The 25,257-nt window shown below is 69.8% G+C and carries 21 protein-coding genes; 13 read left to right on the top strand and 8 right to left on the bottom strand.

The window, feature by feature from the left end:
- Positions 1 to 52: 52 nt before the first annotated feature.
- Positions 53 to 2,086, bottom strand: coding sequence for a phenylacetic acid degradation bifunctional protein PaaZ (gene paaZ, locus NYZ98_RS06700; protein ID WP_262841661.1), 2,034 nt, complete (start codon positions 2,084 to 2,086; stop codon positions 53 to 55).
- 169 nt (positions 2,087 to 2,255) lie between these two features.
- Here paaZ and paaK point away from each other — a divergent pair, with 169 nt between their 5' ends.
- From paaK to NYZ98_RS06670, 6 genes are all read left to right on the top strand, one after another.
- Positions 2,256 to 3,533 carry a phenylacetate--CoA ligase PaaK gene (gene paaK / locus NYZ98_RS06695; protein WP_316249536.1) on the top strand — a complete coding sequence of 426 codons (1,278 nt, stop codon included), beginning with the start codon at positions 2,256 to 2,258 and terminating at the stop codon, positions 3,531 to 3,533.
- Positions 3,534 to 3,555: 22 nt separating this feature from the next.
- Positions 3,556 to 4,170: a TetR/AcrR family transcriptional regulator gene (locus NYZ98_RS06690; protein WP_262841660.1), complete on the top strand. Its 615-nt coding sequence runs from the start codon at positions 3,556 to 3,558 to the stop codon at positions 4,168 to 4,170.
- A 204-nt stretch (positions 4,171 to 4,374) separates the two neighbouring features.
- A complete protein-coding gene (locus tag NYZ98_RS06685; protein ID WP_262841659.1) occupies positions 4,375 to 6,138 on the top strand; it encodes a SpoIIE family protein phosphatase in 1,764 nt (587 codons plus the stop codon).
- Positions 6,139 to 6,307: 169 nt separating this feature from the next.
- Positions 6,308 to 6,667 (top strand): MmcQ/YjbR family DNA-binding protein, encoded by a 360-nt coding sequence (locus NYZ98_RS06680; protein WP_262841658.1) that lies wholly within the window; start codon positions 6,308 to 6,310, stop codon positions 6,665 to 6,667.
- Positions 6,668 to 6,800: 133 nt separating this feature from the next.
- Positions 6,801 to 7,556, top strand: a complete 756-nt coding sequence (locus NYZ98_RS06675) for a maleylpyruvate isomerase family mycothiol-dependent enzyme (RefSeq protein ID WP_262841657.1) — start codon at positions 6,801 to 6,803, stop codon at positions 7,554 to 7,556.
- Positions 7,557 to 7,642: 86 nt separating this feature from the next.
- Positions 7,643 to 7,861, top strand: a complete 219-nt coding sequence (locus NYZ98_RS06670; protein WP_262841656.1) for a hypothetical protein — start codon at positions 7,643 to 7,645, stop codon at positions 7,859 to 7,861.
- Between the two features lie 46 nt (positions 7,862 to 7,907).
- On the opposite strand, the gene NYZ98_RS06665 is transcribed toward NYZ98_RS06670, so the two are convergent.
- On the bottom strand, positions 7,908 to 9,098 hold the full coding sequence (locus tag NYZ98_RS06665) for a serine hydrolase domain-containing protein (RefSeq protein ID WP_262841655.1): 1,191 nt from the start codon (positions 9,096 to 9,098) through the stop codon (positions 7,908 to 7,910).
- A gap of 195 nt (positions 9,099 to 9,293) precedes the next feature.
- Between NYZ98_RS06665 and NYZ98_RS06660 the strand changes: the two genes are divergently transcribed.
- The 5 genes from NYZ98_RS06660 (at position 9,294) to NYZ98_RS41350 (ending at position 13,928) form a co-directional block, all read left to right on the top strand.
- Positions 9,294 to 10,439: a pectinesterase family protein gene (locus tag NYZ98_RS06660; protein WP_262841654.1), complete on the top strand. Its 1,146-nt coding sequence runs from the start codon at positions 9,294 to 9,296 to the stop codon at positions 10,437 to 10,439.
- A 178-nt stretch (positions 10,440 to 10,617) separates the two neighbouring features.
- Positions 10,618 to 11,091: a hypothetical protein gene (locus NYZ98_RS06655; protein WP_262841653.1), complete on the top strand. Its 474-nt coding sequence runs from the start codon at positions 10,618 to 10,620 to the stop codon at positions 11,089 to 11,091.
- Positions 11,081 to 12,310 (top strand): hypothetical protein, encoded by a 1,230-nt coding sequence (locus NYZ98_RS06650; RefSeq protein WP_262841652.1) that lies wholly within the window; start codon positions 11,081 to 11,083, stop codon positions 12,308 to 12,310. Before NYZ98_RS06655 ends, NYZ98_RS06650 begins: the two co-directional genes overlap by 11 nt.
- A gap of 62 nt (positions 12,311 to 12,372) precedes the next feature.
- The gene (locus NYZ98_RS06645; RefSeq protein ID WP_262841651.1) at positions 12,373 to 12,960 is read left to right on the top strand and encodes a hypothetical protein; all 588 of its coding nucleotides are present in this window, start codon (positions 12,373 to 12,375) and stop codon (positions 12,958 to 12,960) included.
- A 71-nt stretch (positions 12,961 to 13,031) separates the two neighbouring features.
- Positions 13,032 to 13,928 (top strand): hypothetical protein, encoded by an 897-nt coding sequence (locus NYZ98_RS41350; protein ID WP_316249535.1) that lies wholly within the window; start codon positions 13,032 to 13,034, stop codon positions 13,926 to 13,928.
- Positions 13,929 to 13,969: 41 nt separating this feature from the next.
- Here NYZ98_RS41350 and NYZ98_RS06635 read toward each other — a convergent pair whose 3' ends face one another.
- The 3 genes from NYZ98_RS06635 to NYZ98_RS06625 form a co-directional block, all read right to left on the bottom strand.
- Positions 13,970 to 15,169 carry a M20 family metallopeptidase gene (locus NYZ98_RS06635; RefSeq protein ID WP_262841650.1) on the bottom strand — a complete coding sequence of 400 codons (1,200 nt, stop codon included), beginning with the start codon at positions 15,167 to 15,169 and terminating at the stop codon, positions 13,970 to 13,972.
- Positions 15,170 to 15,188: 19 nt separating this feature from the next.
- The gene (locus tag NYZ98_RS06630) at positions 15,189 to 15,998 is read right to left on the bottom strand and encodes an alpha/beta fold hydrolase (RefSeq protein ID WP_262841649.1); all 810 of its coding nucleotides are present in this window, start codon (positions 15,996 to 15,998) and stop codon (positions 15,189 to 15,191) included.
- A gap of 129 nt (positions 15,999 to 16,127) precedes the next feature.
- A complete protein-coding gene (locus NYZ98_RS06625) occupies positions 16,128 to 16,892 on the bottom strand; it encodes a maleylpyruvate isomerase family mycothiol-dependent enzyme (RefSeq protein ID WP_262841648.1) in 765 nt (254 codons plus the stop codon).
- Positions 16,893 to 17,018: 126 nt separating this feature from the next.
- Between NYZ98_RS06625 and NYZ98_RS06620 the strand changes: the two genes are divergently transcribed.
- Both NYZ98_RS06620 and NYZ98_RS06615 read left to right on the top strand, forming a co-directional pair.
- Entirely contained in the window at positions 17,019 to 17,792 is a 774-nt protein-coding gene (locus NYZ98_RS06620; RefSeq protein WP_262841647.1) for a pirin family protein, read from the top strand.
- A gap of 496 nt (positions 17,793 to 18,288) precedes the next feature.
- Positions 18,289 to 19,308: an alpha/beta fold hydrolase gene (locus NYZ98_RS06615; protein ID WP_262841646.1), complete on the top strand. Its 1,020-nt coding sequence runs from the start codon at positions 18,289 to 18,291 to the stop codon at positions 19,306 to 19,308.
- Position 19,309: 1 nt separating this feature from the next.
- Here NYZ98_RS06615 and fxsT read toward each other — a convergent pair whose 3' ends face one another.
- From fxsT to NYZ98_RS06600, 3 genes are read right to left on the bottom strand one after another with little or no spacing between them, the layout of a single operon-like run.
- Positions 19,310 to 23,287, bottom strand: coding sequence for an FxSxx-COOH system tetratricopeptide repeat protein (fxsT, locus tag NYZ98_RS06610; RefSeq protein WP_262841645.1), 3,978 nt, complete (start codon positions 23,285 to 23,287; stop codon positions 19,310 to 19,312).
- An 8-nt stretch (positions 23,288 to 23,295) separates the two neighbouring features.
- Entirely contained in the window at positions 23,296 to 24,546 is a 1,251-nt protein-coding gene (gene fsxC / locus NYZ98_RS06605) for an FxsC protein (RefSeq protein ID WP_262841644.1), read from the bottom strand.
- Entirely contained in the window at positions 24,543 to 25,187 is a 645-nt protein-coding gene (locus NYZ98_RS06600; protein ID WP_262841643.1) for a TIR-like protein FxsC, read from the bottom strand. Before NYZ98_RS06600 ends, fsxC begins: the two co-directional genes overlap by 4 nt.
- Positions 25,188 to 25,257 lie beyond the last annotated feature (70 nt).

Here is a 25,257-nt window from a genome sequence, read left to right as displayed (position 1 = left end):
CACCCGCCCCCGCGCAAGCCCGCCCGGTCCCGGAGGGGTGCCAGGCGCCCCGTCACCCGTCGCGCCTGGCCACCAAGGTCAGCAGGTCGTACTTGGCCACCGAGGAGCCGTCCTGCTTGGTGACGTCGGTGTCCCAGCGGACCTCCCCGTACGCCGTCCCCTCGCGCGGGTCGACCTGCTTGGCGGTGAGCGTGACGGTGAGCTCGTCGCCGGGGTACACCGGCGTCAGGAAGCGCAGGTTCTCCATCCCGTAGTTGGCCAGCACCGGCCCGGGCGCGGGGTCGACGAACAGCCCCGCCGCCAGCGAGACGATCAGGTACCCGTGCGCGACCCGCCCGTCGAAGAACGGGTTCGCCCGCGCGGCCTCCTCGTCCATGTGCGCGTAGAACGTGTCGCCGGTGAACGCGGCGAAGTGGTCGATGTCGGCGAGGTCGATCTTGCGCGGCCCGGCCACGACGGTGTCGCCGACCCTGAGCTCCTCCAGGTGCTTGCGGAACGGGTGGACCTCGGTGACGGTGCGCGCGGAGCCCGGCACCCAGCGGCCGGTGATCGCCGTGAGCATCTGGGGGCTCGCCTGCACGGCGGTGCGGTTCATGTGGCGCAGCACGCCGCGTACGCCCCCGAGTTCCTCTCCGCCGCCGGCCCTGCCGGGGCCTCCGTGCACGAGCACGGGCAGCGGGGAGCCGTGCCCGGTGGACTCCCCGGCGCAGGCGGCGTCCAGCACGAGCAGGCGCCCGTGCCAGGGGGCCGCGCCGAGTACCACCTCGCGCGCGAACGCGGGGTCGGCGGTCACCACCGACCCGACCAGGCTGCCCTGGCCCCGCGCCGCCAGTTCGACGGCCTCTTCGGCCGACCCGTACGGCATGAGCACGCTGACCGGGCCGAACGCCTCCACCTCGTGCGGCTCGGCCTGCCCGGGGTCGTCCACGCGCAGCAGCAGCGGCGACACGAACGCCCCGCGCTCGGCGTCGGCGCCGACGACCTCCACCCGCTCGGGGTCCCCGTACACCACAGAACCCGCCGGGATCAGGGCCTTCAGCGCGCGCCGTACCTCCTCGCGCTGGCCGAGGCTCGCGAGCGGGCCCATCCGCACGGCCGGGTCGGCCGGGTTCCCGACCGTGACGTCGGCCAGCAGCGCGGCGGCGGCCTCGGCGACCGCGCCGATCTGGGCCGCCGGGACGAACGCCCGCCGGATCGCCGTGCACTTCTGCCCCGCCTTGACGGTCATCTCCGTCACGAGCTGCCGGACGTACAGGTCGAACTCCGGCGTGCCGGGGACGGCGTCCGGGCCGAGGACCGAGCAGTTCAGCGAGTCGGCCTCTGCGTTGAAGCGGACCGAGCGGGCCGCGACGACCGGGTGGGTGCGCAGCTTGCGCGCCGTGGACGCCGAGCCGGTGAAGGCCACCAGGTCCTGCTCGGTCAGGTGCTCGAACAGGTCGCCGGCGCTCCCGCAGACCAGTTGCAGCGAGCCCTCCGGCAGCAGGCCCGACCCGATGATCAGCTCGACCAGCTTGGCGGTGACGTACGCCGTCTGACCCGCCGGCTTGACCAGCGACGGGACGCCGGCCAGGAACGCGGGCGCGAGCTTCTCCAGCGGCCCCCAGACCGGGAAGTTGAACGCGTTGATCTGCACGGCCACCCCGCGCAGGGACGTGTGGAGGTGCTGGGCGGCGAACGTGCCGCCCTTGCCGAGCGGTTCCAGGCCGCCGTCGAGGCAGACCGTGTCGTTGGGCAGCTCGCGCTTTCCCTTGCCGGAGTAGGAGAACAGCACCCCGATGCCGCCGTCGACGTCGAACCGCGAATCGCCCGGCGTCGCCCCGGTGCGCAGCGACAGCGCGTACAGCTCCTCGCGGTGTTCGCGCAGGTGGGAGGCCAGGGACTTCAGCAGCGCGGCCCGCTGGTGGAAGGTCAGCTCGCGCAGCGCGGGCCCGCCCGCGCGGCGCCCGTACGCGAGCGCGGCACCGAAGTCGACTCCCGCCGAGGAGATCCTGGCGACCTCCTCACCGGTGGCCGCGTCGTGCAGCGGCTCTCCCTCGTCGTCCGGGACGTGCCAGGAACCGGTGACATAACTGCTGAGCGGGGCCATCGCCGACCTCCCCATCGAGGACTCACCTACCGGCCGCCCGGGCGGCGGGCGGCGCGGGAACGCCGCGCCTCTCCGCTCCTACCCAGTTCCCCTTGACAGCGGCGGAGCCCCAACCCTTAACTGACGACGAATCATTAATAACCGGCCATTCGGTCAGTATGCAAGGCGGGTGACGCCGGTGGAGAAGATCAGCGAGGACGAGCTGCGCACCCTGCAGCTCGAACGCCTCCGCTGGACACTCAGGCACGCGTACGACAACGTGCCGTTCTACCGGCGCTCGTTCGACGCCGCCGGCCTGCGCCCCGAGGACTGCCGCACCTTGGCCGACCTCGCCCGTTTCCCCATGACCACCAAGCACGACCTCCGGGACAACTACCCCTTCGGCATGTTCGCCGTCCCCCGCGAACAGGTCCGGCGCGTCCACGCCTCCAGCGGCACCACCGGCCGTCCCACGGTCGTCGGCTACACCGAGCGCGACCTGTCGACGTGGGCCGACGTCATGGCCCGCTCGATCAGGGCCGCGGGCGGCCGTCCCGGCCACATCGTGCACATCGCCTACGGGTACGGCCTGTTCACCGGCGGCCTCGGCGCGCACTACGGGGCCGAGCGGCTGGGCTGCACGGTGGTGCCGGTCTCCGGCGGCATGACGTCCCGCCAGGTGCGGCTCATCCTGGACTTCGAGCCCGACATCATCATGGTGACCCCCAGCTACATGCTGGCCCTGGTCGACGAGTTCGAACGGCAGGGCGTCGACCCCCGCTCGACGTCCCTGAAGATCGGGCTCTTCGGCGCCGAGCCGTGGACCGAGGGGATGCGCGAGGAGATCGAGGACCGCGTCGGCATCGACGCCCTGGACCTGTACGGCCTGTCGGAGGTCATGGGCCCCGGCGTCTCCCAGGAGTGCGCCGAGACCAAGGACGGCCTGCACGTGTGGGAGGACCACTTCTACCCCGAGGTGGTCGACCCGGTCACCGGCGAGGTGCTGCCCGAGGGCGAGCGCGGGGAACTGCTGTTCACCTCGCTGACCAAGGAGGCCCAGCCGATCATCCGGTACCGCACGCGCGACCTGACCCGGCTGCTCCCGGGCACGGCGGCCCGGCCGTACCGGCGGATGGAGAAGGTCACCGGCCGCAGCGACGACATGATCATCCTGCGCGGGGTGAACGTCTTCCCCACCCAGATCGAGGAGATCGTCCTGCGCACGCCGGGGCTGTCGCCGCACTTCCAGCTCATGCTCACCCGCGAGGGCCGCATGGACCACCTGACCGTGCGCGTCGAGGCGCGCCCCGGCTGCCCGGCCGAGCGCCGCGACCCCGCCGCGGCCGAGGTGACCGCCGCCGTGAAGGACACCGTCGGCGTCAGCGTGGCGTGCTCGGTCCTGGACCCCGAGACCCTGGAGCGCTCGGCGGGCAAGCTGAGCCGCCTGGCCGACCACCGAGGGACCTGAGAGGGGCTGGGATAATCCTGCGATGACCACCGCCCGCGTCACCCCTCCTCGTCGAGGCCGCCCCGGCTACGACCTGGAGTCGCTGCTCGCCGTCGCGGTCAAGGTGTTCAACGAGCGGGGGTACGAGGCCACCAGCATGGAGGACCTCTCCCGCAGGCTCGGCATCACCAAGTCGGCCATCTACCACCACATCAGCGGCAAGGACGAACTGCTCCGCCTGGCCGTCGACCGCGCCCTCGACGGCCTGTTCGAGGCGGCGGACGAGGCCTCGGCCATGGACGGGCGCGCCATCGACAAGCTGGAGCACCTGATGCGGCGCAGCGTTCGCGTGCTGGTGGCCCGCCTGCCCTTCGTCACGCTCCTGCTCCGCGTGCGCGGCAACACGAAGGTGGAGCGCCAGGCTCTCGCCCGACGCCGCGCGTTCGACCACCTGGTGAGCGAGCTGGTCCAGCGCGCCCAGGACGAGGGCGACGTACGTCCGGATGTGGACCCCGCCGTCGCGAGCCGGCTGCTGTTCGGCCTGGTGAACTCGCTGACCGAGTGGTACCGGCCGCGCGGCGGGATGAGCGCGGACGCCCTGGCCGACACCGTTTGCAAGATCGCCTTCGACGGCCTCCGCCAGGACCGGCCCGCCTAGGTCCCGCGGTCCTCCGCCCGGCCGGCGGGCATGGTTCAGTGGCCTTCCGGGCCTGGTCACGCCCCCGATCTGACTCGGGAGTGCCGGAGAGCTTACTTTGAGGAGTTTTCGCGATAGACAGCTAAGAGTAGATGCTACTTTACTGACGGTAGCCGCAGAAAGGTGCAGACCCGGCTGGGAAGCAACCCGAGCGGTCCGGACACGATGTCGCATCTCTTCCCAGGGGGTCTGGTGGCGCGTGCGGCGAGATCAGGGTCACCGTCGGACGGCACCTGCCGTTCACACCCGGGCACGGCGCACCTGGCGGAGTACGCCGCCCTGGTGCTCGACCGTGACGGGTGCGTCACCCATTGGGGAGGTGGCGCCATGCGGCTGTTCGGCCGCCCGCCCGAACGGGCCATGGGCCGCGACATCTGCGACCTGCTGCTGCGCGGCACCCGCCGCGAGACGGTCAGGCGCGCCCTGGCCGAGGTGGCCGCCGGCTCGCGGTGGAGCGAGGTGCTCTCCGCCGAGTGCGCCGACGGCCGGATCCACGACGTGGCGTTCAACCTGGAGCCGCTGACCAGGCCGGGCTCGTGGGGCGCGGTGATGGTGACCGCCATGGACACCTACCTGCCCGAGGCGGAGGACGCCTCCCCGTGCGAGCGCTTCGCCATGCTGAACGAGCTCAGCGCCCGCGTCGGCGCCACGCTCGACCCCGCGCAGGCCGCCGAGGACTTCATGGACGTCGCCGTGCCGCGCTTCGCCGACACGGCCGGCCTGTACGTGGTCGAGGGCCTGATGAGGGACGAGGAGTACCCCGACCTGACCGCCGACGGGTCGATCATGGTCCGGCGGCTCGCGCTCAGCCTCGGCGCGCGGCACACCAGCGAGCGCGCGTGGCGCACGGCCTTCCCCGCCAACGAGATCGTCCTGTACGGCGGGCGGCACCCGGCGAACCGGTGCATGGCCGGCGACACCTCGATCGCCTACACCGCCGCCGAGATGGAGATCAAGGACCTCGACAAGATCACGGGGGTGATGGGCGGGTCCGCCGTCGACTTCCTGGAGAAGTCCTCCTTCCTCGCCACCCCGCTGACCGCCCGGGGCATGGTGCTGGGCTTCATCGCCTTCAGCCGAGGCCCCGACCGGCCGTGCTTCGACGAGCACGACAAGACCCTGGCCGAGGACCTCGCCACCCGGGCGGGCATCTGCATCGACAACGCCCGGCTGTACTGCCGGGAGCGCCGCACCGCCCAGGCCATCCAGCACGACCTGGCCCCGCGCACGCTCACCGTCCCGCCCGGCCTGGAGGTGGCCCACCGCTACCTCCCCGCCAGCGCGATGACGGTCGGCGGCGACTGGTACGACGTGATCCCGCTGTCGGAGACGCGCATCACGGTGGTCATCGGGGACGCCATGGGGCACGGCCCGGTGGCCGCCGGGGCGATGGGCCAGCTCCGCGCGGCCGTGCGGGCCCTCGCCGGGTTCGACCTGCCGCCCGACCAGGTGCTGCGGCGGCTCGACCTGATGGCCGAGGACATGGACTCCATCCAGTGCGCCACCTGCCTGTACGCCACCATCGACCTCGACACCCGCACCTGCGCCGTCGCCCGCGCCGGCCATCCGCCGCCCATCCTGGTCTACCCCGACGGCACCGCCTCGGTCCTGTCCCTGCCCTCGGGACTGGCCCTCGGCCTCGGCGACCCCACGTTCTCCGGCGCCTTCACCACCACCGAGGTCACGTTCCCGGTCGGCAGCACCCTCGCCCTCTACACCGACGGCCTCGTCGAAAGCCGCGAACAAGACATCGACACCGGCATCGCCACCCTCCAGGAAGCCCTCGGCTCCCCCCACGGCACCCTGGAATCCACCTGCGACGCCATCATCAGCGCCCTCCCCAAGCAATACGACGACGTGGCCCTCCTCCTCACCCGCACCACCCACCCCACCCTCCGGGGCGACAGCGTGTTCCAGAGCGGACCGTGAGGTTCGATCACCAGATGCACGCGGCGACCGAACCGGCCGCCTGAGCGCTTCCGCCCGGCGGGAATGTCGGTGGGGGTGGTTAGCATGCGGCGGGTGATGGTTCTTCGGGTGGCCGGCGCGGGGCCGGTTGGTGTTCGGTTGGATGTGGTTCTCGCGGTGGGGTGGGCTGATGGTCACCGTTGACGATGTGCGGCGGCTGGCGCGGACGTTGCCGCGGGCCGAGGAGAAGCTGATTCGCGACCGGGTGAAGTTCCGGGTGCGCAGCATCGTGTTCCTCGCCTTCTCGCCGGACGAGACGCTGATGGGGTTCGGGTATCCGAAGGAGGAGCGGGCGGCGCTGGTCGCGTCCGAGCCGGAGAAGTTCCTGATGCCGATCCCGTCGGACGAGCGGTACAACTGGGTCCGGGTACGGCTGGCCGCGATCGACGAGGCCGAGATGCGCGAGCTGGTCGTCGACTCGTGGCGCATGGCCGTCCCCAAAGGGGTCGCGGCGGAGTACCTGGCACGCCAGGAGTCCGCCCAACCCTGAACGACGACGCCGCCGCCGGGAGGCGGGGTTCGGTCGGGGGCGGGCCCTCCGTTGGGGTGGGACCGTCGGAGCCGGTGCCGTGGGGCTGGAAAACCCAGGTGAATACGTCGGCGAGGGCTGGTTCGATGGCCGGATGAATACCTCTCGCCTTCTGGGCTGCCTTGCCGATGAGTTCGCGCTGTTGCGGGACGCCGTCGCCGCCACCGATCCCGCCGCGACCGTGCCGTCCTGTCCTGAGTGGACGGTCGGGGACCTGGCCGAGCATGTCGCCTATGTCTACCTGCACAAGACCGAGTCGATCCGGCGCGGGGTGGCCCCCGACCCGTGGCCGTCGGAGAAGCTCGACTCCGACCCGGTCACCGCCCTGGCCGACACCTACGCCCGGCTGACCGCGACGTTCGCGGCGCACTCCCCCGGCGACCACGCGTACACCTGGCACGAGCCCGACCAGACCGTCGGGTTCTGGATCCGCCGCATGGCCCACGAGACCGTCATCCACCGCGTGGACGCGCAGCTCGCCGCGGGCCTCCCGGTGTCCGCGATCCCCGCCGACATCGCGATCGACGGCATCGACGAGATGCTCAAGCTCTTCGTCGGCTACGGCAGCACCCAGTGGGCCGACGACTTCGGCCCGCTGCTCGACTCCCCGGACGAGCGCCCCGTCTCGGTCTCCACCAGCCACCACGCGTGGACGCTCACGGCCACCAAGGCCGGGGTCGAGGTGAGCGACGCCGCGACGGGCTTCGGCGGCGACGCCCTGGTGAGCGGTGAGGCCACGCCCCTGTTGCTGTGGCTGTACAACCGCGCCGGCGACGAGACCGTCCGCCTGTCCGGGGACCGGGAGCTGCTCGGCCAGTTCCACGCCCTGCGCACCGCCGGGACCCAGTAACCGCAGGCCAGGGGCGGGCACCGATTTTTGTCGGTCCTCGGGTTCAGACTCTTCGGTGTGGTCGCCTCATCCCTAGGAGGTTCCCGATGGTCCGACGAGGTCCGGTCCGGCGCGGCCGTCGCCGCCCAGGCGGCGACGGCGTCATGCTGGCGGCGACCGGGCTGGTGGTCGCGGTCCCGCTGATCAACGCGATGGTGGGGCTCGCGCGCGCGTCGTCGCCGTGGTTGCTGGCGGCGGTGCTGGCCGTGACCGCCGTGGTGGTCGGTGTGACCGTGCTCGCCACACGCCGCCGCCAGAGTCCGTAACCCCCGTCAGAGTTCGCAGGCGCCCTCAGAAGTTCCGAAGGCGGCGTCAGAGGCCGTAGGTGGGGAAGCGGTCGGTGGTCGGCCAGGTGGTGACGGCGTCCGCCGCCTTGTGGAGCGCCCCGTCGATGTCGCCGTAGCCGAGCCCCGACGGGTCGTCGCGCTGGTCCAGCAGCACCACCCAGTTCAGCCCGTCGAACCTGCGGACCATGAGCGTGGAGGTGCCGGGCAGTGACCCGTTGTGCCAGGTGTTCCGCCCGCCGGTGACCGGGCGCACCATCCAGCCCAGGCCGTAGTACCAGCCGTCGGCGTTCACACCGAGCGGCGGCTTGGCGAACACCTTGGAGATGGACGCGGCGGTCAGCACCCCCGCGCCGTCGTAGATGGTGCTGAACCTCGCCAGGTCGACGGCCGAGGCGAGCCAGCCGCCGTGCGCGTCCATGTTCTCCAGGTTGAAGGCGCCGTAGGGCGAGGGGACAACGGTGCCGGTGGTGTCGAGCACCGTCTTCCCGGTGCCGCCGGAGAAGTACGGCGCCTCCCCGGGCCGGCCGAGGCTCTTCGCGGACCGGCCGAGCGCCATCCGCCCGATCTTGACCGGGGCGAGCACCTTCTGCCGCACGTACTCGCCGTACGACAGGCCGCTGACCTTGCTGACGATCCGCCCGAGCAGCAGGTAGCCGAAGTTCGAGTACGCGTACTTCGTTCCGGGGGCGAAGTCGAGCCGGCGCCGCGTCACGTACGTGATGATCTGGGACTGGCTCACCGGCAGCGGCAGCCCGGACTCCGCCGAGACGGCGCGGTCGGCGAACATCGGGTCGGGGGTGACCGAACTGTCCCAGCCGCCCACGTGCCACAGCAGGTGTTGCACGGTGACGTCGCCGAGCCGGGCGTCGGCGGCGGTGCTGAGGCCGAGCAGCGGCGCGACCTTGGCCGACAGGCTCAGCTTCCCGTCCTGGACGAGCTTCATGATCGCCGTGGCCGTCACCGGCTTGCTCAGGCTGGCGAGGCGGAAGAGCGAGGTGGGCTGCGCGGTGTACGCGGTGTCCGCCGTCCAGCTGTAGCCGCGGGCCAGCACCAGCTTGCCCTTGCGCACGACGGCGAGCGAGGCGTGCGGGATGGTGCGCGCCTGCATGAACGTCTTCATGGTGGTGTCGAACGACGCCAGCCCGGTGGCGGTGGCGCCGTTGGCCCGCCACACGCGGCCCGCGGCGCTCGCCGCGCCCGCTGGAAACGCACCCATCGACGTGGCTCCTACCGTGAGGGCGCCCGTGAGCAGCCGCAGCGAATCCCTGCGAGTGAACATACCGATTCCCCGATCATCGTATGGCCCGACAATCGCGGGATATTACCGCTATTGACACCGCCGCCGTGGCTACCTAGTTTCCAAGTGTTCCTATACATGGAAGACGTTCATATATGTGAACTAGGAGAAGCCATGTCGCCCCTGGTCCCCTCACCCCGACGGCGCCGGCTGCTGGTCGGAGGCGCGGGCGCGCTCCTCGGTCTCGCGCTCGCCCCCGCCGCCGGAGCCGCCGCGAGCACGGCGGGAGCGCCGTACGGGCCGCGGCCGTTCGGTCCGTACGGGTCGCCGTCCCGCCGGCTGAACGAGCGCACCCTGTACGTCGACGCCCAGGGGCGGGGCGACCACGTCACGGTCCAGGCGGCCGTGAGCGCGACGCCCGACCTCCCCGAGCGGGGCTGGATCCTGGTGATCGCCGCCGGCACCTACCGGGAGACGGTCCTGATCCCGGCCGCCAAGGCCGGCCTGACGCTCGTCGGCGCCACCGCCCGAGCCGAGGACGTCGTGATCGTCTACGACAACGCCTCCGGCACGCCCAAGCCCACCGGCGGCACGTACGGCACCAGCGGCAGCGCCACGACCACGATCCAGGCCGAACGTTTCACGGCGCTGCACGTGACCTTCGCCAACGACTGGCTGCGCGCCGCCCATCCGGAGATCACCGCGACCCAGGCGGTCGCCGTGAAGGTCATGGGCGACAGGTCGTACTTCGAGCGCTGCCGCTTCCTCGGCCACCAGGACACGCTGTACGCCGACACCCTCTCCCTGGACGTCTTCGCCCGGCAGTACTACCGCGACTGCCACATCGAGGGCGACGTCGACTTCGTCTTCGGCCGGGCGACCGCCGTCTTCGAGCGGTGCGAGCTGCGCACACTGCCGCGCGATGTGACGTTCACGCCGTACGGGTACGTCTTCGCGCCCAGCACGGCCGTCGCCAACCCGCACGGCTACCTGGCGGTCCGGTGCGCCATCACCAGCGGGTCCCCCGACGGCACGTACGGGCTGGCGCGTCCCTGGCGGCCGAGCAGCGACCTGACCGCCGTCCCGATGCTGACCGTGCGGGAGACCTGGATCGGCCCGAGCGTCGACGCCACCACGCCGTACGTGGACATGAGCTCCGGCTACCACTGGCAGGACGCGCGATTCGCCGAATACCGGAATATCGGCCCGGGGGCCGCGATCCCGGTGCCGGAGAACCGGCCCCAGCTCACCCGCGAGCAGGCCGCCGGTCAAACCCGCGCCGCCTACCTGGGAGATTGGCGGCCATTTAGCGCGGTATAACGCCCGACCCGTTAGCGGAATTGCTTATCGGCCATCCCTAACCCCGCTCCGGCCGGCAGATCAAGAAACGCGGCGAATACCGTCCGGCAAGGCCTGGAAAAGCATCACGACGCGCGGCATACTAGCCTGACAATCAGCCGTCCAGTGGGGAACGCATCGCAGCCGAAGGAGTATCGCGATGGACCCCGCCCTGGTCAGTCTCGCCGCCGCCGCGGGAACCGCCCTGGTCCAGGCCATGACCCGAGACGGCTGGGAAGCCGCCAAAGCACGCTTCGCCTCGATCTTCAGCCGCCATGGCGAGGTCGACGAGGCCGACCTGGAACGCGAGCTCGGCGCGACCGAGCAACGCCTGCGGTCACCGGCCGGATCCCTGGAACCGGCGGCGGACGAGGAGCGGCAGCGCTGGGCCGCCTTCCTGGCGGCCTTCCTCGCCCAGCACGGCGAAGCGGCCCCCGAGCTGCGCGGATTCGTGCACGACCTGCGGCAGCCCGCCCCGCAGGACACCACCACGGTCGTCCAGCAGATCACCGCGGGGCGCGACGCCTACACCGCCGGCCGCGACCAGTGCGTGCTCAGGACGCTGCGCGACAACGGCCCTTCGCGCGTGGACGACGAGGAGTGCCTCCGGCGCCTGGACGACGATGACCTCTGAGCGCGCACCCAGGGAGGACCCCGGCCGGCCCGTCACGGCACGCGAGGAGCCGGTTCCCTCGCGCCCCGAGCGGCCGGGCGAGACGAACGAGTGGCCCGGCCAGCGGATCGTCGCGCGGCGGGACGCCTTCACGGCGGCGCGCGACCTGCACGTCAACGTGCGGATGGAACGCCCCGCCGCCCCGCCGGAGGGCACGGACGTCTACCGCCGCGAGCGGTCCCTTTTCATCCAGTACGTCAACCCGGAGATCCTCGCCTGCCACGGAATGGACGCCACCCGCGACGACGCCGGTCAGATCATGACGCAGGCGCTGAGCGCCACCCGGCTGGCCGTTCTCCTGACCGACGCCTACCTGATTTTCCCCTCGTCCTACATTTTCGAGCTGCCGTGGTTCGACGAATTCCTCGCACGTATCGCGCCGCTGGTCCACGACGGTCTCGTGCGCCACACCTCGGCCACCCCGGAGCTGACGGCGTACCAGGAAAAGAAAGCCCTGGAGTACCGCCAGGACGAGCGGAATCCCTATTCGGGTGCGCATCGGGTCCATGCCTTTCCCGATCTGGTGTGGTATCCGCACTTCGGTAAGCCGGTCTCGATCGGAATCGCGGAAATGTGGGCGCGGGCCCTCACCCCGGAAGGCGATCTCTCCGGCGTCGTCCATTCGGTCGTGCGGGCGTTCCACCGGCCGTACGGGCGGGTGGAGCGGGCCATGGCCAAGTCGCCCGAGCGGCTGCAGGGCCAGGCGTTCGTCCGGCGGTTCGTCGAGCGCACGTTGCCCGGCCCGCTGCCCGGCGACGCCGGCAGCCTGCTCGGGCTCTTCCTGTCCGCCGCCTACCTGCGCTGTTACGTGCGTGACCTGGACACCTCGCTACTCACCGACCTGCCGATCGGCCCGCTCTCCTGCGAGCTGGGCACGGCCGGGCGGGACATGAGGGGACGGATCCTGTCGTCACGCCGCCTCGACCTCGCGCTCCAATGGCTGCGGGTCGACCATTTCGTCCACCGTGGGGCCAGTTGGAAGGAGCTCGTTCTTCTGAGATCCAGCCCTGAGTTCGGCATGATTACGTCGATGCTGTTCGGGAACGGCTCGGCGAACGCGTTCAGGCTCGCGATCATCAGTGCCGGTAGGTCACGACATTTCGGTCCCGCCGCCACATGTGGGGATGCGCTGTCCAACGTGGCGATCGTCGCGGACCACCTGGCTCGGATGCCCGGCTAGCCGTTCCCGGTCTCCCGCGCGTGGCCCGCCGCGGGCGGAACGACCACGGCGAGGGAACGTCCATGAAGCTTTCTGTGTACTGCTCCGGATCGATCGCGAAAGGCGCTTCCGACGCCGGGAAGCTCACCTGGTCCGACGTGGAGCGAAGGGAGGTCGCCAAGGGAACCGCCCCCCACGAGGTCGTCTTCCTCAACCCCGACGACCCCATCACCGATCCCCGTAACACCCTCGGGCAGTTTGGTCGGGACATGTACCAGGTCATGGTCGCGACAGCGGTCATCGTGGACGCGCGCGAGCGGCGCGGCCTCGGCATCGGCGTCGAGATGGCCGCCGCGGGCACGTTCGGCACGCCGGTGCTCGTCGTGGCGCCGCCGAACACCAAATACCGGGCCGACCGGCTCGAATACCGCGGCGTCACGGTCCACGACTACGTCCACCCGCACGTCGCGGCGCTGGCCGCCGCCGTCGTCGACGACTTCCTCGCCGCCGGCGAGGCGCTGGCACGCATCGTGGACGCCGGTCCCCCGCCCCGCGCGCGGCACGTGCCCGGCTGGCTCGGGCCGGCCATCGACGAGTACCGCGACAACGTCCTCGGCGCCGACCTCCCCATGCTCGCGGCGTTGCGGCGGCTCGACCGGATCCCCGGATGACCGGACCCCGACCGGATCCCCGGGGGATCGGACCTCGACCGAATCCCGGATGACCGGACAAGGAGGACCATGTGATCCTCGAAACGGAAGGCAGCACCGCCGAGCTGATCGGACCCGGCACGGGCTCGTCCCGGCTGTACGTGGTGCGCAACAGGGCCCTGGAACGGATGCTCTTCGACAGGAACCTCGTCGGGACCGGCTTCCGGCGGGCGTGCCTGGAGTCGAGCCGGCACTTCATCGGCCACCTGACCGACGAGTGCCGCACCGGCGACACCGCCGAACTGATGATCCTCAGCAAGGGGCTGGTGTATCAGCTCGGCGAAGCCGCCGCCCTGGAGAACGGGCAGAACCTGCCGCTGAACCTGATCGCCACCTCACGCGTCGCCGTGTCCCCGGCCTCTGCCCGCGTCGAGGTCGCGTACTCCCAGCTCGAGGCGCCGGCGGGGACCCTGCTGATCGGGGACACCGTCGCGTCAGGGGAGACGATCATCGCCGCCGTCGGCCGGTACCTGCGCACGCACGCGCTGGAACGGCTGTACGTCCTGTCGTACGCCGGCACGCTGGGCGGGGCCGAGCGCATCGCCGCCTTCTGCGCGCGCCACGGCGTCCGGCCGACGTTCCTGTACGGGCTGGCCGCCTTCGGCCTCGGCCTCAACGGGTTCGACCTGTCCTTCCTGCACCCGGAGACGATCACCCGGCGGGCGTACGTCGAACGGGCCGCGCGGCAGTTCTCCGGCAAACCCGTCTCGGCGGTGGGGTGGGACTTCGGCTCCCAGGTCGTGTCCCCGCGCAAGTACCGGCGGCTGTGCTGGGTGGAGGCCGAGGTGTGGGGCCTGCACGGCAGCGACTGCCTGGCGGTGGCGGAACGGCCGGAGAGCTGGGCCGAGCTGGCCCATGAGCGCGCCGCGTACGTAGACGCCCTCGGACCCGGCTGGCAGCACCTCATCCACTCACCCGAGACCCCCTGAGATCACCCCCTGCCACCTGGCCGACCCCTCGGCCCCTCTCGTCACGGCGAGGACAGGGCCAGCAGGAACTCCGTGAGGGCCAGGTAGTACGGGGTGATCGTGGCGGTGTCGACGTACTCATCGGGGCCGTGCTGACCGTCCCCGCCGACACCGAAGATGACGGCGTCGATCCCCCGCTGGTAGTAGAAGCGCCCGTCGGCCGCGCCGTGCTTGCGCAGGAAGCCGCCGTCGTACCCCTGGTTCCGCGCCGCGCGCTGGAGCCCCAGCACCTCGGGCCGTCCGGGGTCGGCGTGGTGGGGCGGGTCGACGTGCTCGACCACGGGGGTGACCCCCGGCGCGCAGAAGGACCCCAGGTACGCCGCGATCTCCTCGGCCGTACGGCCGTTCAGGTCCGCGTCCTGCGGGGGGTAGCGGACGTCCAGCCACGCCTCCGCCAGCGCGGGCACCTGGTTACGGGCCGCGTCGAACGTCTCGACGCGCGCCACGTTGACGGTGGTGCGCCAGACCTCCTCGGTGGCGACGGGGTAGCGGGCCAGGATGTCGTCCAGGGTGCGGTGCAGCTTGAGCAGGGCGTTGTCGCCGAGCCACGGATAGGCGCCGTGCGCGCCGCGGCCGACGGACCTGAGGTTCACCGTGACCATCCCCTTGGAGTCGGTCACGAGGCGCAGGCCGCTCTGCTCACCGATGATCACGAAGTCGCCCGTGACGCCCCGCTCGATCTGGTGCAGCGTGCCGTCCCGCCCGCCGACCTCCTCGTCGGTGACGAGCTGCAACGCGATCGGGTACGGCAGCCGGGCCGCCAGCTCGCGGAACACCAGCGCCTCCACCAGGGCGGACACCTTCATGTCCTGGGCGCCCCTGGCGTACAGGCGGCCGGGCGCGCGGCGGGGCCGGAACTGCTCGGGCGGCGCCAGCACCACGTCGAGGTGGGCGTTCAGGATTACCCGGAAGCGGGGGCGTGGGGCTCCGTGGTAGACCAGCGCGCTCGGCTTGCCCGCCGAGGTGAAGCGCTCCACCGTGAAACCGGGCCCGGCGAAGTCCAGCACCAGGTCCAGCGCCCGGCGCAGGTCACCGGGACGATCGGCCGTCGACCGCACGGCGAGCAGCTCCTCGGCCACACCCATGAACCCCTCGGACGGCTCCTCGCCCTTCACCAGCAGCGACCTCGCCGCTGCCCGGCCCTCGCCGCGATCGGTCTCAGGTTCCGTAGGTCGCATCGTCTTCCCCGGGTCCGGATCCATGGGCCCATCGTCTCCCCCCTCACCCCTGGAAAGCGGGACCTTTCGCCAGGGCGGCCAGGATCGCGGTCGCGGTCGCGTCCGGCATCTCCGCGTGGGGGTAGTGCCCGGCCCCCTCGACCAGCACGGTCCTCGTGGTGGCCGAGGCCATCTTCCCCGCGATGAGCCCCGCCTCGGCCGCCGGGTCGGGGAAGTCCGCGTCCTTGGTGCCCATGACCACGACGGCCGGGCAGGTCACCTCGGGGTAGCGGGACACGACCCCGCCCAGCGAGACCTCGATCTGCGCGCGCAGCGCCGCGAGCCGTCCGGGCTCGCGCAGGCCGGCCGTGATCCCCGCCAGGTAGGCGCCGAAGTCGGCGGGCTTGGCGGTCGGGTAGGACGAGCGCAGGAACATGCCCCACAGCAGGGCGCTGCGCCCCACCGCCCGCGAGGCGAGCTTCATCCAGGCCTTGACCGGTGTGTCCCCCGAGAACGAGCCGATGAGCACCAGCTCCGTGACCTCGGCGGGCGCCTCGGCCGCCGCCCAGACGGCCGACGCGCAGCCGATGGAGTGCGCGACCACGGTCGCGGGACCGCCGAGATGCCGGACCAGGGCCAGCACGTCCGCCCCGATCGACGCCACCTCGTGGTCCGGCCATCCGGTGCTCGACTCGCCGTACCCGCGCACGTCCATCGCCGCGACCCGGTACCCCGCCTCGGCCAGCCGCCGGCTCAGGAACCGGAAGGTCGTGCGGTCGTCCCCCATCCCGTGCACGAGCACGGCCAGGCGTCCCTCCGCCGGTCCCGCCAGCTCGTACGCGATGCGCCCGTCCGCCAGCTCTATGGTTTCCATCGTGCTTCCTCCTCGACCGATCCCCATCGACATCGGCCGAGAGCAGCGCTCTCGGCCGAGATCAGTGAACACGGTCGACCACGCTCACGTCAAGAGCACCGCTCTCCCAAGTGAGCGCCAGTCCAGATCTCAGAAGGAGGTCCTGCTCAGCCAGCGGGTGAGGAGGTCCCTGTCGCCGAACAGCTCGTAACGGTCGCCGAGGGGCTTGTAGCGCCCGTAAAGAAGCAGCAGAAGATCGCTCGTGACACCCCGGACGGCGACGTCACCCTTGCCGTGGCCGTGCCCCCAGGAGAATCCGTCCGGATCCAGGGTCACCATCCACTCGCCCCCGCCACCCGCCTCCACGTCGGTGGCGTGGAAGTGCAGGCTCTCGCCGTCGCCCTTCAGCTCCTTCAGCCCACCGGAGACCCAGGACGCCGCCGCCAGGTTGCTCAGCAGCTCGTCGACACCGTCCGAGGCGCTCCTGACGTCGATGTCCGGTACCCGGCCGAGGGCCAGCTCGGCGTCCGCGCGGTGGATCACGCACTCGTGGAACATGCGCCGCGACCAGAACCCCGAGCGCTGCTCGGCGCCCCACGACCACATCGGGACGTCGCCGCCCTCCTGCCTCAGCGTGGCGACCAGGGACCTGCCGCCCGCCGCCAGCCACGCCGGATACCCCTTGTCGTCCTCCGGCAGCGTGACCGGCACCTCGCGGGTCGTCATGGGACGGTCGACGCGATGGCGCACGATGTGCTCGGCCCACCGCTGGGTGATGCCGACGTGCTTCAGCAGCTTGGCGACGGTCCACCCCGGGCACGTGGGCACCGCCGTCGCCGGATCGACGTCCGTCACCACCTCGGCGAACAGGGCCACCTCGGCCTCCAGCGCCGAGCAGTGATCTTCATGCGTCAAGGAACCCCGACTCTCCACCGTCATAACGCCCGAGCGTAGACCGAGAGCTGCGGGGAGGCACCCGTCCCGCAATGTTGTTAAACTTTCAACCACCTTGCCAGGGTAGGAAAACTCGAAGGGCAGGACATGAGCACCCCGACGATCAAGCGGCCCGGCGTCGACATCCGCAGGGCGAGCGAACGGTTCGCCACGAAGATCGACTGGCTGGACTCCAAGCACTCCTTCTCGTTCGGCCACCACCAGGACCGCCGCAACACCCACCACGGCGTCCTGCTGGTCAACAACGACGACATCGTCACGCCCGGGAGCGGGTTCGAGACCCACCCGCACCGCGACATGGAGATCGTGACCTGGGTGCTGCGCGGCTCGCTGGTCCACCAGGACTCCGAGGGTCACTCCGGGATCATCTACCCCGGCCTGGCGCAGCGCATGAGCGCCGGCACCGGCATCCTGCACTCCGAGAAGAACGACTCCTGGCGCCTCGACGGCGGCGCCGACCACAACGAGCCCGTGCACTTCGTCCAGATGTGGGTGGTCCCCGACGAGCCCGGCATCGCCCCTGGGTACGAACAGCTCGAAATCGACGACGAACTCCTGCGCGGCGGCCTCGTCCCTGTCGCCTCAGGAATGCCCCAGCACGACGGCCGGTCCGCCATCCGCATCAAGAACAAGTACGCGGCCCTCCACGTCGCCCGCCTCAAGACCGGCGACAGCGTCCAACTCCCCGACGCCCCCTTCCTGCACCTCTTCGTCCCCCAGGGCGACGTCACCCTGGAAGACGCCGGCCCCCTGACCCAAGGCGACGCCGCCCGCTTCACCTCCACCTCCGGCCACCGCGTCACCGCCACCACCCCAGCAGAAATCCTCGTCTGGGAAATGCACGCCACCATCGCTTCCTGACCCGGAACCGGCCTCGCGGCGGTGCGGACCGTTCACGCGCCGCCCCAGAGACCTGGTACACACGAGCCTGGCGCTCCAGATACGCGCGCCCAATCGCTCGGCGTGGAACAGTGAAGTAGATCCGGCCGAATCGCACTTCACAGCATGGGAACGTTGTCCGAACGCCGCGGACCAAGTGGAGGAAAGCAAGTAAGGCGTAAGGGGGCCCCCCAGCTTGAGGCAGATTTCAGTCAGCTCCGAGATCGCCTCGTTGATTTGCGTTAGGGTTGGAGGATGTCGCTTTATCGCTCGAGGAGGCGTCTCTGACTCGTCTCAAAAGTGCCGCGCTCGACTCTCACATGGCCCATGAGCGGGCTTTGTCAGACATCCAGTACGATCTTGCACGCGAGAGAGCGCGAGGCGCTCAGTTCGCGGCAGGATCTACAGGCCGTGTCCGGAGTACCCCTCGGCGTATTGAGACGACAGCAGTGACACCGTAACGCCAGGGAGAGATGTGTTGGTCACGCGCAATGTGTTGGCGGCAAGCGATCCGTCGGCACGCGAGGTGCCCAAAAGCAGCGCACTGGCACGCGACATGTCGAAAAAACCTAATCGCAACGCTGCTACGCAGATCGATGCACCGAGGTTCATCGACAACCGGCGCGGGGGCGAGAACCGGCGCGGGGGCGAGCTTGCCATCACCGAGTTGGGCCATCCCTCAGGCCGACCGGTCTTCTTCCTGCATGGCACGCCTGGCTGCCGGGTCGGCCCCCTGCCCAGAGGGCAATACCTCTACAACCACGCCATTCGCCTGATCTCCTTCGACCGGCCCGGTTACGGCATGTCCAGTCGTGTCGAGGGCCGTTCCGTCGCCGACGGCGTGACCGATGTGGAAACCATCGCCGACGCTCTCGGCATCGAGCGATTCGCCGTCGCCGGGCGCTCGGGCGGCGGGCCGCACGCGCTGGCGTGTGCCGCCCTCCTGCCACAGCGCGTCACCGGTGCCGCGGCCCTGGTGACGCTGGCACCACCCGATGCCGAAAAGCTCGACTGGTACGAGGGAATGTCGAAGCACAATATCGAGGAATACCAGACCGCCGAATCAGGTGCGGACCGGCTGGCCGATTATCTCAAGCCGGCCGTCGCCAACATCCGTAGGGATCCGGGCCGCCTTATCCAGAGTTTTTTTCACGAACTCCCGGATTCGGATCGGCGAATCGTGGCCAACAAGGTCATTCGTGACAGCTTAACGAATGGTTATGCTGAGGCGCTGCGAGAATCGGCCTGGGGATGGATCGACGACTCGGTGGCCTACCGGTCGAGCTGGGGATTCGACCCTGCGGACATCAAGGTGCCGGTCCGGCTCTGGCATGGTGCGGAAGACGTCTTCTCCCCGGTGACCCACACGAAATGGCTCGCGGACCACATTCCCGGCGCGGATGCCGTCATCCAGGACAGCGCCGGCCATTTCGCGGCCATCGACGCCCTGCCCGGCATACTCACCTGGCTCGCCAGAAAAGACCCGTCCACCCGCTGAATCAGACCGGCAGCGCCTCCAGGTCCAGCGTCATCCGCTGCCCGCTGTCGAGGAATGTCAGCAGCGGATGGCTCTCGCCCAATACCTCGCGGAAAGCCTTCAGCGTCTCGTCGCGTATCTGCTGGGCCTGGTGGATGGTGCCGGCCTCACGCAACGTGACCGCGAGATTGGCCGAGCAGGCGAGTGTGTCCGGGTGTTCGCGGCCGAGCGTGTCCTCGAGGGACTGGAAGGTCGCGGTCTCCAGTTCCAGCGCGCGGTCCCACTCGCCGAGGTCGGCCAGGCAGTTCGCGAAATTGACCGCGGCGCACAGGGTGAAGGGGTGTTTCTCACCCAGCTTCTCGACCATGAGGCCGAGAGTGCTCTCGGCCAGCCGCCTGGCCTTCTCCACGGAGTGGGAACCTCGGATGTAGATGGAGAGGTTGTTGGCCGCGATCAGCGTGTAGGGGTGGTCCGCGCCGAGTGAGACGGTGAACGCCTCCCACACCTGCCCCACGATCTCCCGGGCCTCGGACTTCCTGCCCAGCGCTGCGAGGTCGGAGGCGAGATTGATCCGGCACACCAGCGTGTCGGGGCTGGTGTCCCCGTGCACTCTCTCGAACAGTTTGGTGGTCTGCTCGGTCACCCGGAAGGCCTCGCGGTACTCCCCGGCCTTCCGCAGCGACACGCCCAGGCTCTTGGCGGCTCGCAACGTGTCGGGGTAGTCCTCGCCGAGCAGCGAGCGGTGCTCGTCGTAGAACTGTGTCAGCACCTCGACCGATCGGGCGAACTGACCGGCGTCCCGCAGGTCGCCGCCGATGTTGGCGCCGGAGAACAGGGTGTACGGGTGCTTCTCGCCGAGGACGGTGAGACGGCGGTCGTAGGTGTCCTGGTCCACGTCGCGCGCTTCGAGGAACTCGCCGACCAGGCGCAAGGAGACGGCCTTGTTGTTGGCGGCCATCAGGGTCCGGGGATGGTCCTCCCCGTACTCGTTCTTCAGGCGGTCGAAGGTGTCGGTCGCCATCTTCAGCGCGGCGGAGTAGTCCCCGAGGGCGCGAAGGTCGGCTCCGAGGCCTCCGGCGGTCATCAGGGTGTGCGGGTGGTTCTCACCCAGCAGCAGTTGCTGCCGCCCCAGTACGACGGTGTCGGTGTCGCGCGCCGCCTTGTACCTGCCCTGGGACCGCATGACGTTGGCGAGCTGGAAGCGCAGGTGGAGGATCTGCCGCTCGACCGTCTCCTGTTCGAAGGATCCGGTCTCGCCGTCCTCCGCCGGCGGCCGCTCCGTCTCGGCGGAGACCCAGCTTTTCCACTTGTTCTCCAGTTCCTCCCCCAGCTCCATGGCGGCATCGAACTGGCCACGCCGCCAGAGGTAACGCACTCGCTCGATCAGGAGGCTGCGGGTCGCCTCTCCCCCCCACTCGATCGCCCCCGAGGGATCCAGATGAGGCCAGATCGCGTCGTAGGCCTGCCAGTTCTCTGAGTCGTCGACCTCGGCGGGCCTGGGCCGGGCACCGACGAGAATGTTGTGGACGTCCCTGGAGGCCTCGATCTTCTCCTGCTCCGTCATCCGGTGGCGCACCATGCCCTGGACCAGCCGGTGGACGGCCACGGACTTCGTGCGCTGGTCGAGCTTGGCCAGACCGAACCGGCTGATCTCCTGGATGACCCGTCCCATGACGACGTTCTCGCGTAGCGCCGGGTCGTACGGCACCAGCGCCTTCACGGTCTCGTCGCTGTACAGCATCTTGATGGAAATGGCCTCGGGGGCGAAGAACGCGCACAGTTGGAGAAGCCTCGTGCCGGCCCGCGACCGCTGCCGCAGTTCCTCGAAGGACACCTCCCACGCCGCCGCCACCGGGGTGGGGTAGTCGGCCGGCTTGTTCAGCGAGAGCACCTGCGACAGCTTCGTCTGGAGCTGGGCGACATAGTCCGCCGGCGGCATGCCGGTCTCACGGAGCCAGGCCGCGGCCTGCTCGATCGCGAGCGGCAGGTCGCCGAGGGATTCGGCCACCATGTCGGCGTCCTCGGCGCTGAGCGCGTTGACGCGTTGCACGAGATGCTGCACGCTCTCGGCTCGCGTGAAGACGTCGACCTCCAGAGGCGTGGCCACCTGGGACCACACCTGGCTGCGTGAGGTGACGACGATGTGGCCGGAACCCCCGGGGAGCAGGTGGGTGATGTCGGCCGGTTCGTGGGCGTTGTCGAATATCAGCAGCCAGCGGAGTTGGTCCTCGTTCCTGCGCAGCAGGCGGCGCAGCGCCTGGATGACATCCTCGATGTTCTCGCCTTCCGGGATGTCCAGATGCCTGGCCAGCTCGACGAGCGCGGGAATCGCCAGGGCGGACTGCGCGGCCGGTACGTACCAGACCACGTCGTAGTCGGCCATGAACCGGTGCGCGTACTCCAGCGCGACCTGGCTCTTCCCGATGCCACCGAGCCCGTGCAGCGCCTGCGGCAGCACGGCCGTGGTCTCGCCGCTCATGAGCTGGTCCCGCAGCTTCTCGAGCAGCTCGCCCCGGCCGGTGAAGACGGCGTTGCGGCTCGGCACGTTGGTGATGGCCGGCCTGCTCCTGGGGAAGCGCGGCCCGGGCGTCGCGGTCGCGGCGAGATGCTGGAGCTCGCGCGGCGACTGGCCGAGGGCACGCATGATCGCCGTGGTCGCCTCGTCCTCGTCGGTCCGCACGAGGTCGACGATCGGCGGGACGGTGAAGGGGTGCTGCAACTGTGTCGGGGCCACGCGTACCGGCACCAGCACGTGGTCGGCCGCGGACCCCTGGCCGGTGGTGGTGGTCGTCCAGAGCTCGCGGGCCCGGGCCGAACTTACGTACGCGGGCGAGATGATGGCGACGATGTGCTCGGTCACCTTGGTGGCCGTGGGGTCCGGCTCTGGCGGCTCCGCCTCGGTCACCGACCGGGTGCGCACCTTGAACCCGATGCGGGTGAGAAGCGACTGCACCCAGTCGGCCCACATGCGATCTTCCGGGACATAGCTGACCAGGACGTGGCCGGGAGCGACGGGCCGTACCCGGGTGAAGTGGTCGCGATAGCGCAACCGGATCTTCTCCTCGATCGACGGCGAGGACCCGGCCCTGCCCCCCGTGATCACCTCGGTGAGGCTTTCGTACGCCGCCAGCATCGAACGGGGCGACCCGGGGACGTCGCCGAACGCGGCGAGGGTCTCCTCGAACGCGTAGTACGGCCGGTAGGGGATCTCCACCGCGGCCCAGTAGCGGTCGGCCTCGGCCTTGCCCATCTCGGTGAGGAACCGGTCGAACCTGCTGCGCGCGAAGGCACGTCCAGCGTCGAGCTTCTCCTTCTCGCCTTCTTCGATCCGCATGGGCACCGGGAAGATCTGGATCTTCCGGCCGCTGCTCGCCTCGCTCACGTCGCGCGCGACGTGGGCGGCTCCCTCGATGCTCTGGTCGCTGAGGGTGAAACAGTCGACGAGGGTGTCAGGGAGGTGCATGGTGCAGATGTCGGCGATGTCGCTGAGGCCGGTGCGGCTGTCGATCAGGACGTAGTCGTAGTTCTGCTTCACGTGGGCGCGAAGGGCGTCGAAGAACAGGCCGCCGCGCAGCCGTTCGTAGAAGTGGTCCCAGTCGAAGGAGGCGATCAGCGAGGAGTAGTCGCGATTCTGCCGTCCCGCGGACATGAAGTCGAGCCGCCCTTCCCCGGGGAACTCATTCCACTCCAGCGGAGTGACGTACCCGGCGACCTGGCAGAACTCCTTGTACCAGTCGTCGGGACGCGGTTCGTCCAGCATGGCGGCCCACGCGTAGTCCTGGATCAGCTCGATGACGCCGCGCATTTCGCCGACCCGGGGGTCCAGGAAAGGATGGAAGAACTTGTGCAAGCCGGGAGACTCGAGATCCCAGTCGATGGTCAGGACTTTCCAGCCGTTGCTCGCGAGGATCCATGCCGTGTTCGCCAGCGCCATGGTGCGCCCGGTTCCACCCTTGAATGAGTAGAAGGTGATTATCTGACCTTCTTTAGAGCCGCTCATCCCTGTCCTCACGATTTACTCCGATCCTCCGTCTCCCCCGGACCGCGCAGCCTCAGACGTTTGTCCTGGCGTCCGGCAGGAGGATGGGCAGTCCCGTACTTGAGATACTGGTTGCCGACGCGATGTACCACGGCACGCAGAGTCCGCCCGAACTCCTCGATGGTGGAGGTGTCGCGTGCGGAAATCCTAGAGGTCATCCGGCCTTCCAGAAGCCTGCGAGGAAGGGCCGACTCCAACTTCTCCTCGAGTTCCGCCTCGGCGTCGATCGTCTGACGGTCCTGTTGATTCCACGGGATTATGACGTCGATCCACGGTTTCTCGAGGCGGTCGAACCTGCGCAGCCGGTCGAGCAGTTCGGGATCCCGCGCCGCCCACGGATCGAGGACCAGCACGCCGGGTTCGGCGGGTGACGTGGCGCTCAGCACCTGGTCGGCGTTCTCGCGCAGTGTCACGACCTCGGGGGTGTACTCCAGGTTCCTGGCGAGATCGGTGGCGTACTCCGCCAGCGGCGTCTCACCCGGGTAATAGGGATTCCACTCCGCGTCCTGGTCGCCGTAGTAGGCCGCGTCGCGCCGGGAAGTGGAATCCAGCCGGGCGGGCGCGAGAATGATCTGCAGTTTCCGATACGGATATCCTACGAAGGCATTGCGCGCCGACTGGTAGGCCGCCTCGGTGCCGGGGAGGACCTGAGCGGACTCGGCCGCGCGGACGATGCGCTCCGCCAGGCTGTGCACCGACAGCTCGTAGTCGATCTGCAGGCCGGTGCGCATGATCCCGTAGAAGCCCAGCCGCTGGTACGCGTCGCCGAGGGCCGACGCGTCGAACTTCACCGGCTCGGTGGCGGCGGGGAACTTCGACAGCGGGGTCGGCACCCACAGCGCCGGGATGATCGCCTCCGTCGGCTCGAACTCGCCCACCGAGCGCTCCACTCTGCGGTTGAACACCGCCCACTCCCGCCCGCATCGCTCGCTGGCGAAGTAGCGCGACGCGTACAGCGGCACGAAAACCCTGCAGGTCCGCAGGGCGAGTGCGGTACGGGCCGACCAGCCGTTCCTCGACCGCTCGCGGTCCATGTACCCGGCCTCGGCGTCCAGCGGCAGATCGGCCGACTCGCTCACCACCGCCGAGAGCCGCTCGAAGAACGCGGCGACCCACCTGTCGGGATCGCTCATGTCGTCCGGCCCGAACCGGGGCGTCGGCTCATAGCTGAGAAAGAAGTACGGACGGCCGGCAGGCGGAGGATCCGCTGGCGTTCTCATGTCACACCGCCTTCGAAGACGTTCCTCAGGTTGGAGAACTCGGCCACGTCGCAGGGCTGCAGCCGTGTGCTGCGGGCGATGTCGACGATGGCCGTCGCCAGTTCCAGGGTCGCGCTGATGTAGCCGTTGTGGAAGTTCTTGCGGACGGCCAGCGAGTAGAGGCCGTCCCTCTTGTAGTCCTCGCCCAGCGCGGTGTGGGATGCCTGAAGTTCACTGGCGACCTTCGGTATGCCCTCGAAATCCACCGGGGTCCAGAGCACCGGCATGATCGCACTGTACGGGCTGTACCGTTTCGCCCGGTGTAACTCCTCACGGCGGGCGAAGGCGTCCCACTCCATACCGCAGAACTCGCTTCTGAAATATTTGGGCTGGTAGAGTGGAATGAACACCCGGCAGGTGGCGAGAGCGTGCCTGATGTCGTCGTTCCATCGCGTGCCGGGCCGCATCTGACGGTCCATGAATCCGGCGTGCACTCCCCCGGGATGATCCGTGAGCTGCATGATGTGGCGGCACAGGTCCTGGAAGAACTCCAGAACATAGTGATCAGGATCTTCCCGTGGCCGCACCGGCTCGATGTGGCAGTAGCTAAGGAAAAAGTACGGCGCGTCCGCTCCGTCACCGGAGAACGATCCGTCTGACATATAACTCTCCAGGCCCCTCCCGTGCGCGGTCGCACCCCCGAAGGGAACCGACACCACACCCGAGGTCGAG

The organism is Sphaerisporangium corydalis (assembly GCF_025506355.1).
Taxonomy (GTDB): Bacteria; Actinomycetota; Actinomycetes; order Streptosporangiales; family Streptosporangiaceae; genus Sphaerisporangium; species Sphaerisporangium corydalis.
This window is presented reverse-complemented; position numbering and strand designations above follow the sequence as displayed.

Bases quoted from the DNA above. Each gene is read 5' to 3' on its own strand.
- paaZ (WP_262841661.1), bottom strand. From the start codon at position 2,086: ATGGCCCCGCTCAGCAGTTATGTCACCGGTTCCTGGCACGTCCCGGAC.
- NYZ98_RS06690 (WP_262841660.1), top strand. From the start codon at position 3,556: ATGACCACCGCCCGCGTCACCCCTCCTCGTCGAGGCCGCCCCGGCTAC.
- NYZ98_RS06685 (WP_262841659.1), top strand. From the start codon at position 4,375: ATGTCGCATCTCTTCCCAGGGGGTCTGGTGGCGCGTGCGGCGAGATCA.
- NYZ98_RS06680 (WP_262841658.1), top strand. From the start codon at position 6,308: ATGGTCACCGTTGACGATGTGCGGCGGCTGGCGCGGACGTTGCCGCGG.
- NYZ98_RS06675 (WP_262841657.1), top strand. From the start codon at position 6,801: ATGAATACCTCTCGCCTTCTGGGCTGCCTTGCCGATGAGTTCGCGCTG.
- NYZ98_RS06670 (WP_262841656.1), top strand. From the start codon at position 7,643: ATGGTCCGACGAGGTCCGGTCCGGCGCGGCCGTCGCCGCCCAGGCGGC.
- NYZ98_RS06665 (WP_262841655.1), bottom strand. From the start codon at position 9,098: ATGGGTGCGTTTCCAGCGGGCGCGGCGAGCGCCGCGGGCCGCGTGTGG.
- NYZ98_RS06660 (WP_262841654.1), top strand. From the start codon at position 9,294: ATGTCGCCCCTGGTCCCCTCACCCCGACGGCGCCGGCTGCTGGTCGGA.
- NYZ98_RS06655 (WP_262841653.1), top strand. From the start codon at position 10,618: ATGGACCCCGCCCTGGTCAGTCTCGCCGCCGCCGCGGGAACCGCCCTG.
- NYZ98_RS06650 (WP_262841652.1), top strand. From the start codon at position 11,081: ATGACCTCTGAGCGCGCACCCAGGGAGGACCCCGGCCGGCCCGTCACG.
- NYZ98_RS06645 (WP_262841651.1), top strand. From the start codon at position 12,373: ATGAAGCTTTCTGTGTACTGCTCCGGATCGATCGCGAAAGGCGCTTCC.
- NYZ98_RS06635 (WP_262841650.1), bottom strand. From the start codon at position 15,169: ATGGATCCGGACCCGGGGAAGACGATGCGACCTACGGAACCTGAGACC.
- NYZ98_RS06630 (WP_262841649.1), bottom strand. From the start codon at position 15,998: ATGGAAACCATAGAGCTGGCGGACGGGCGCATCGCGTACGAGCTGGCG.
- NYZ98_RS06620 (WP_262841647.1), top strand. From the start codon at position 17,019: ATGAGCACCCCGACGATCAAGCGGCCCGGCGTCGACATCCGCAGGGCG.
- fxsT (WP_262841645.1), bottom strand. From the start codon at position 23,287: ATGAGCGGCTCTAAAGAAGGTCAGATAATCACCTTCTACTCATTCAAG.
- fsxC (WP_262841644.1), bottom strand. From the start codon at position 24,546: ATGAGAACGCCAGCGGATCCTCCGCCTGCCGGCCGTCCGTACTTCTTT.
- NYZ98_RS06600 (WP_262841643.1), bottom strand. From the start codon at position 25,187: ATGTCAGACGGATCGTTCTCCGGTGACGGAGCGGACGCGCCGTACTTT.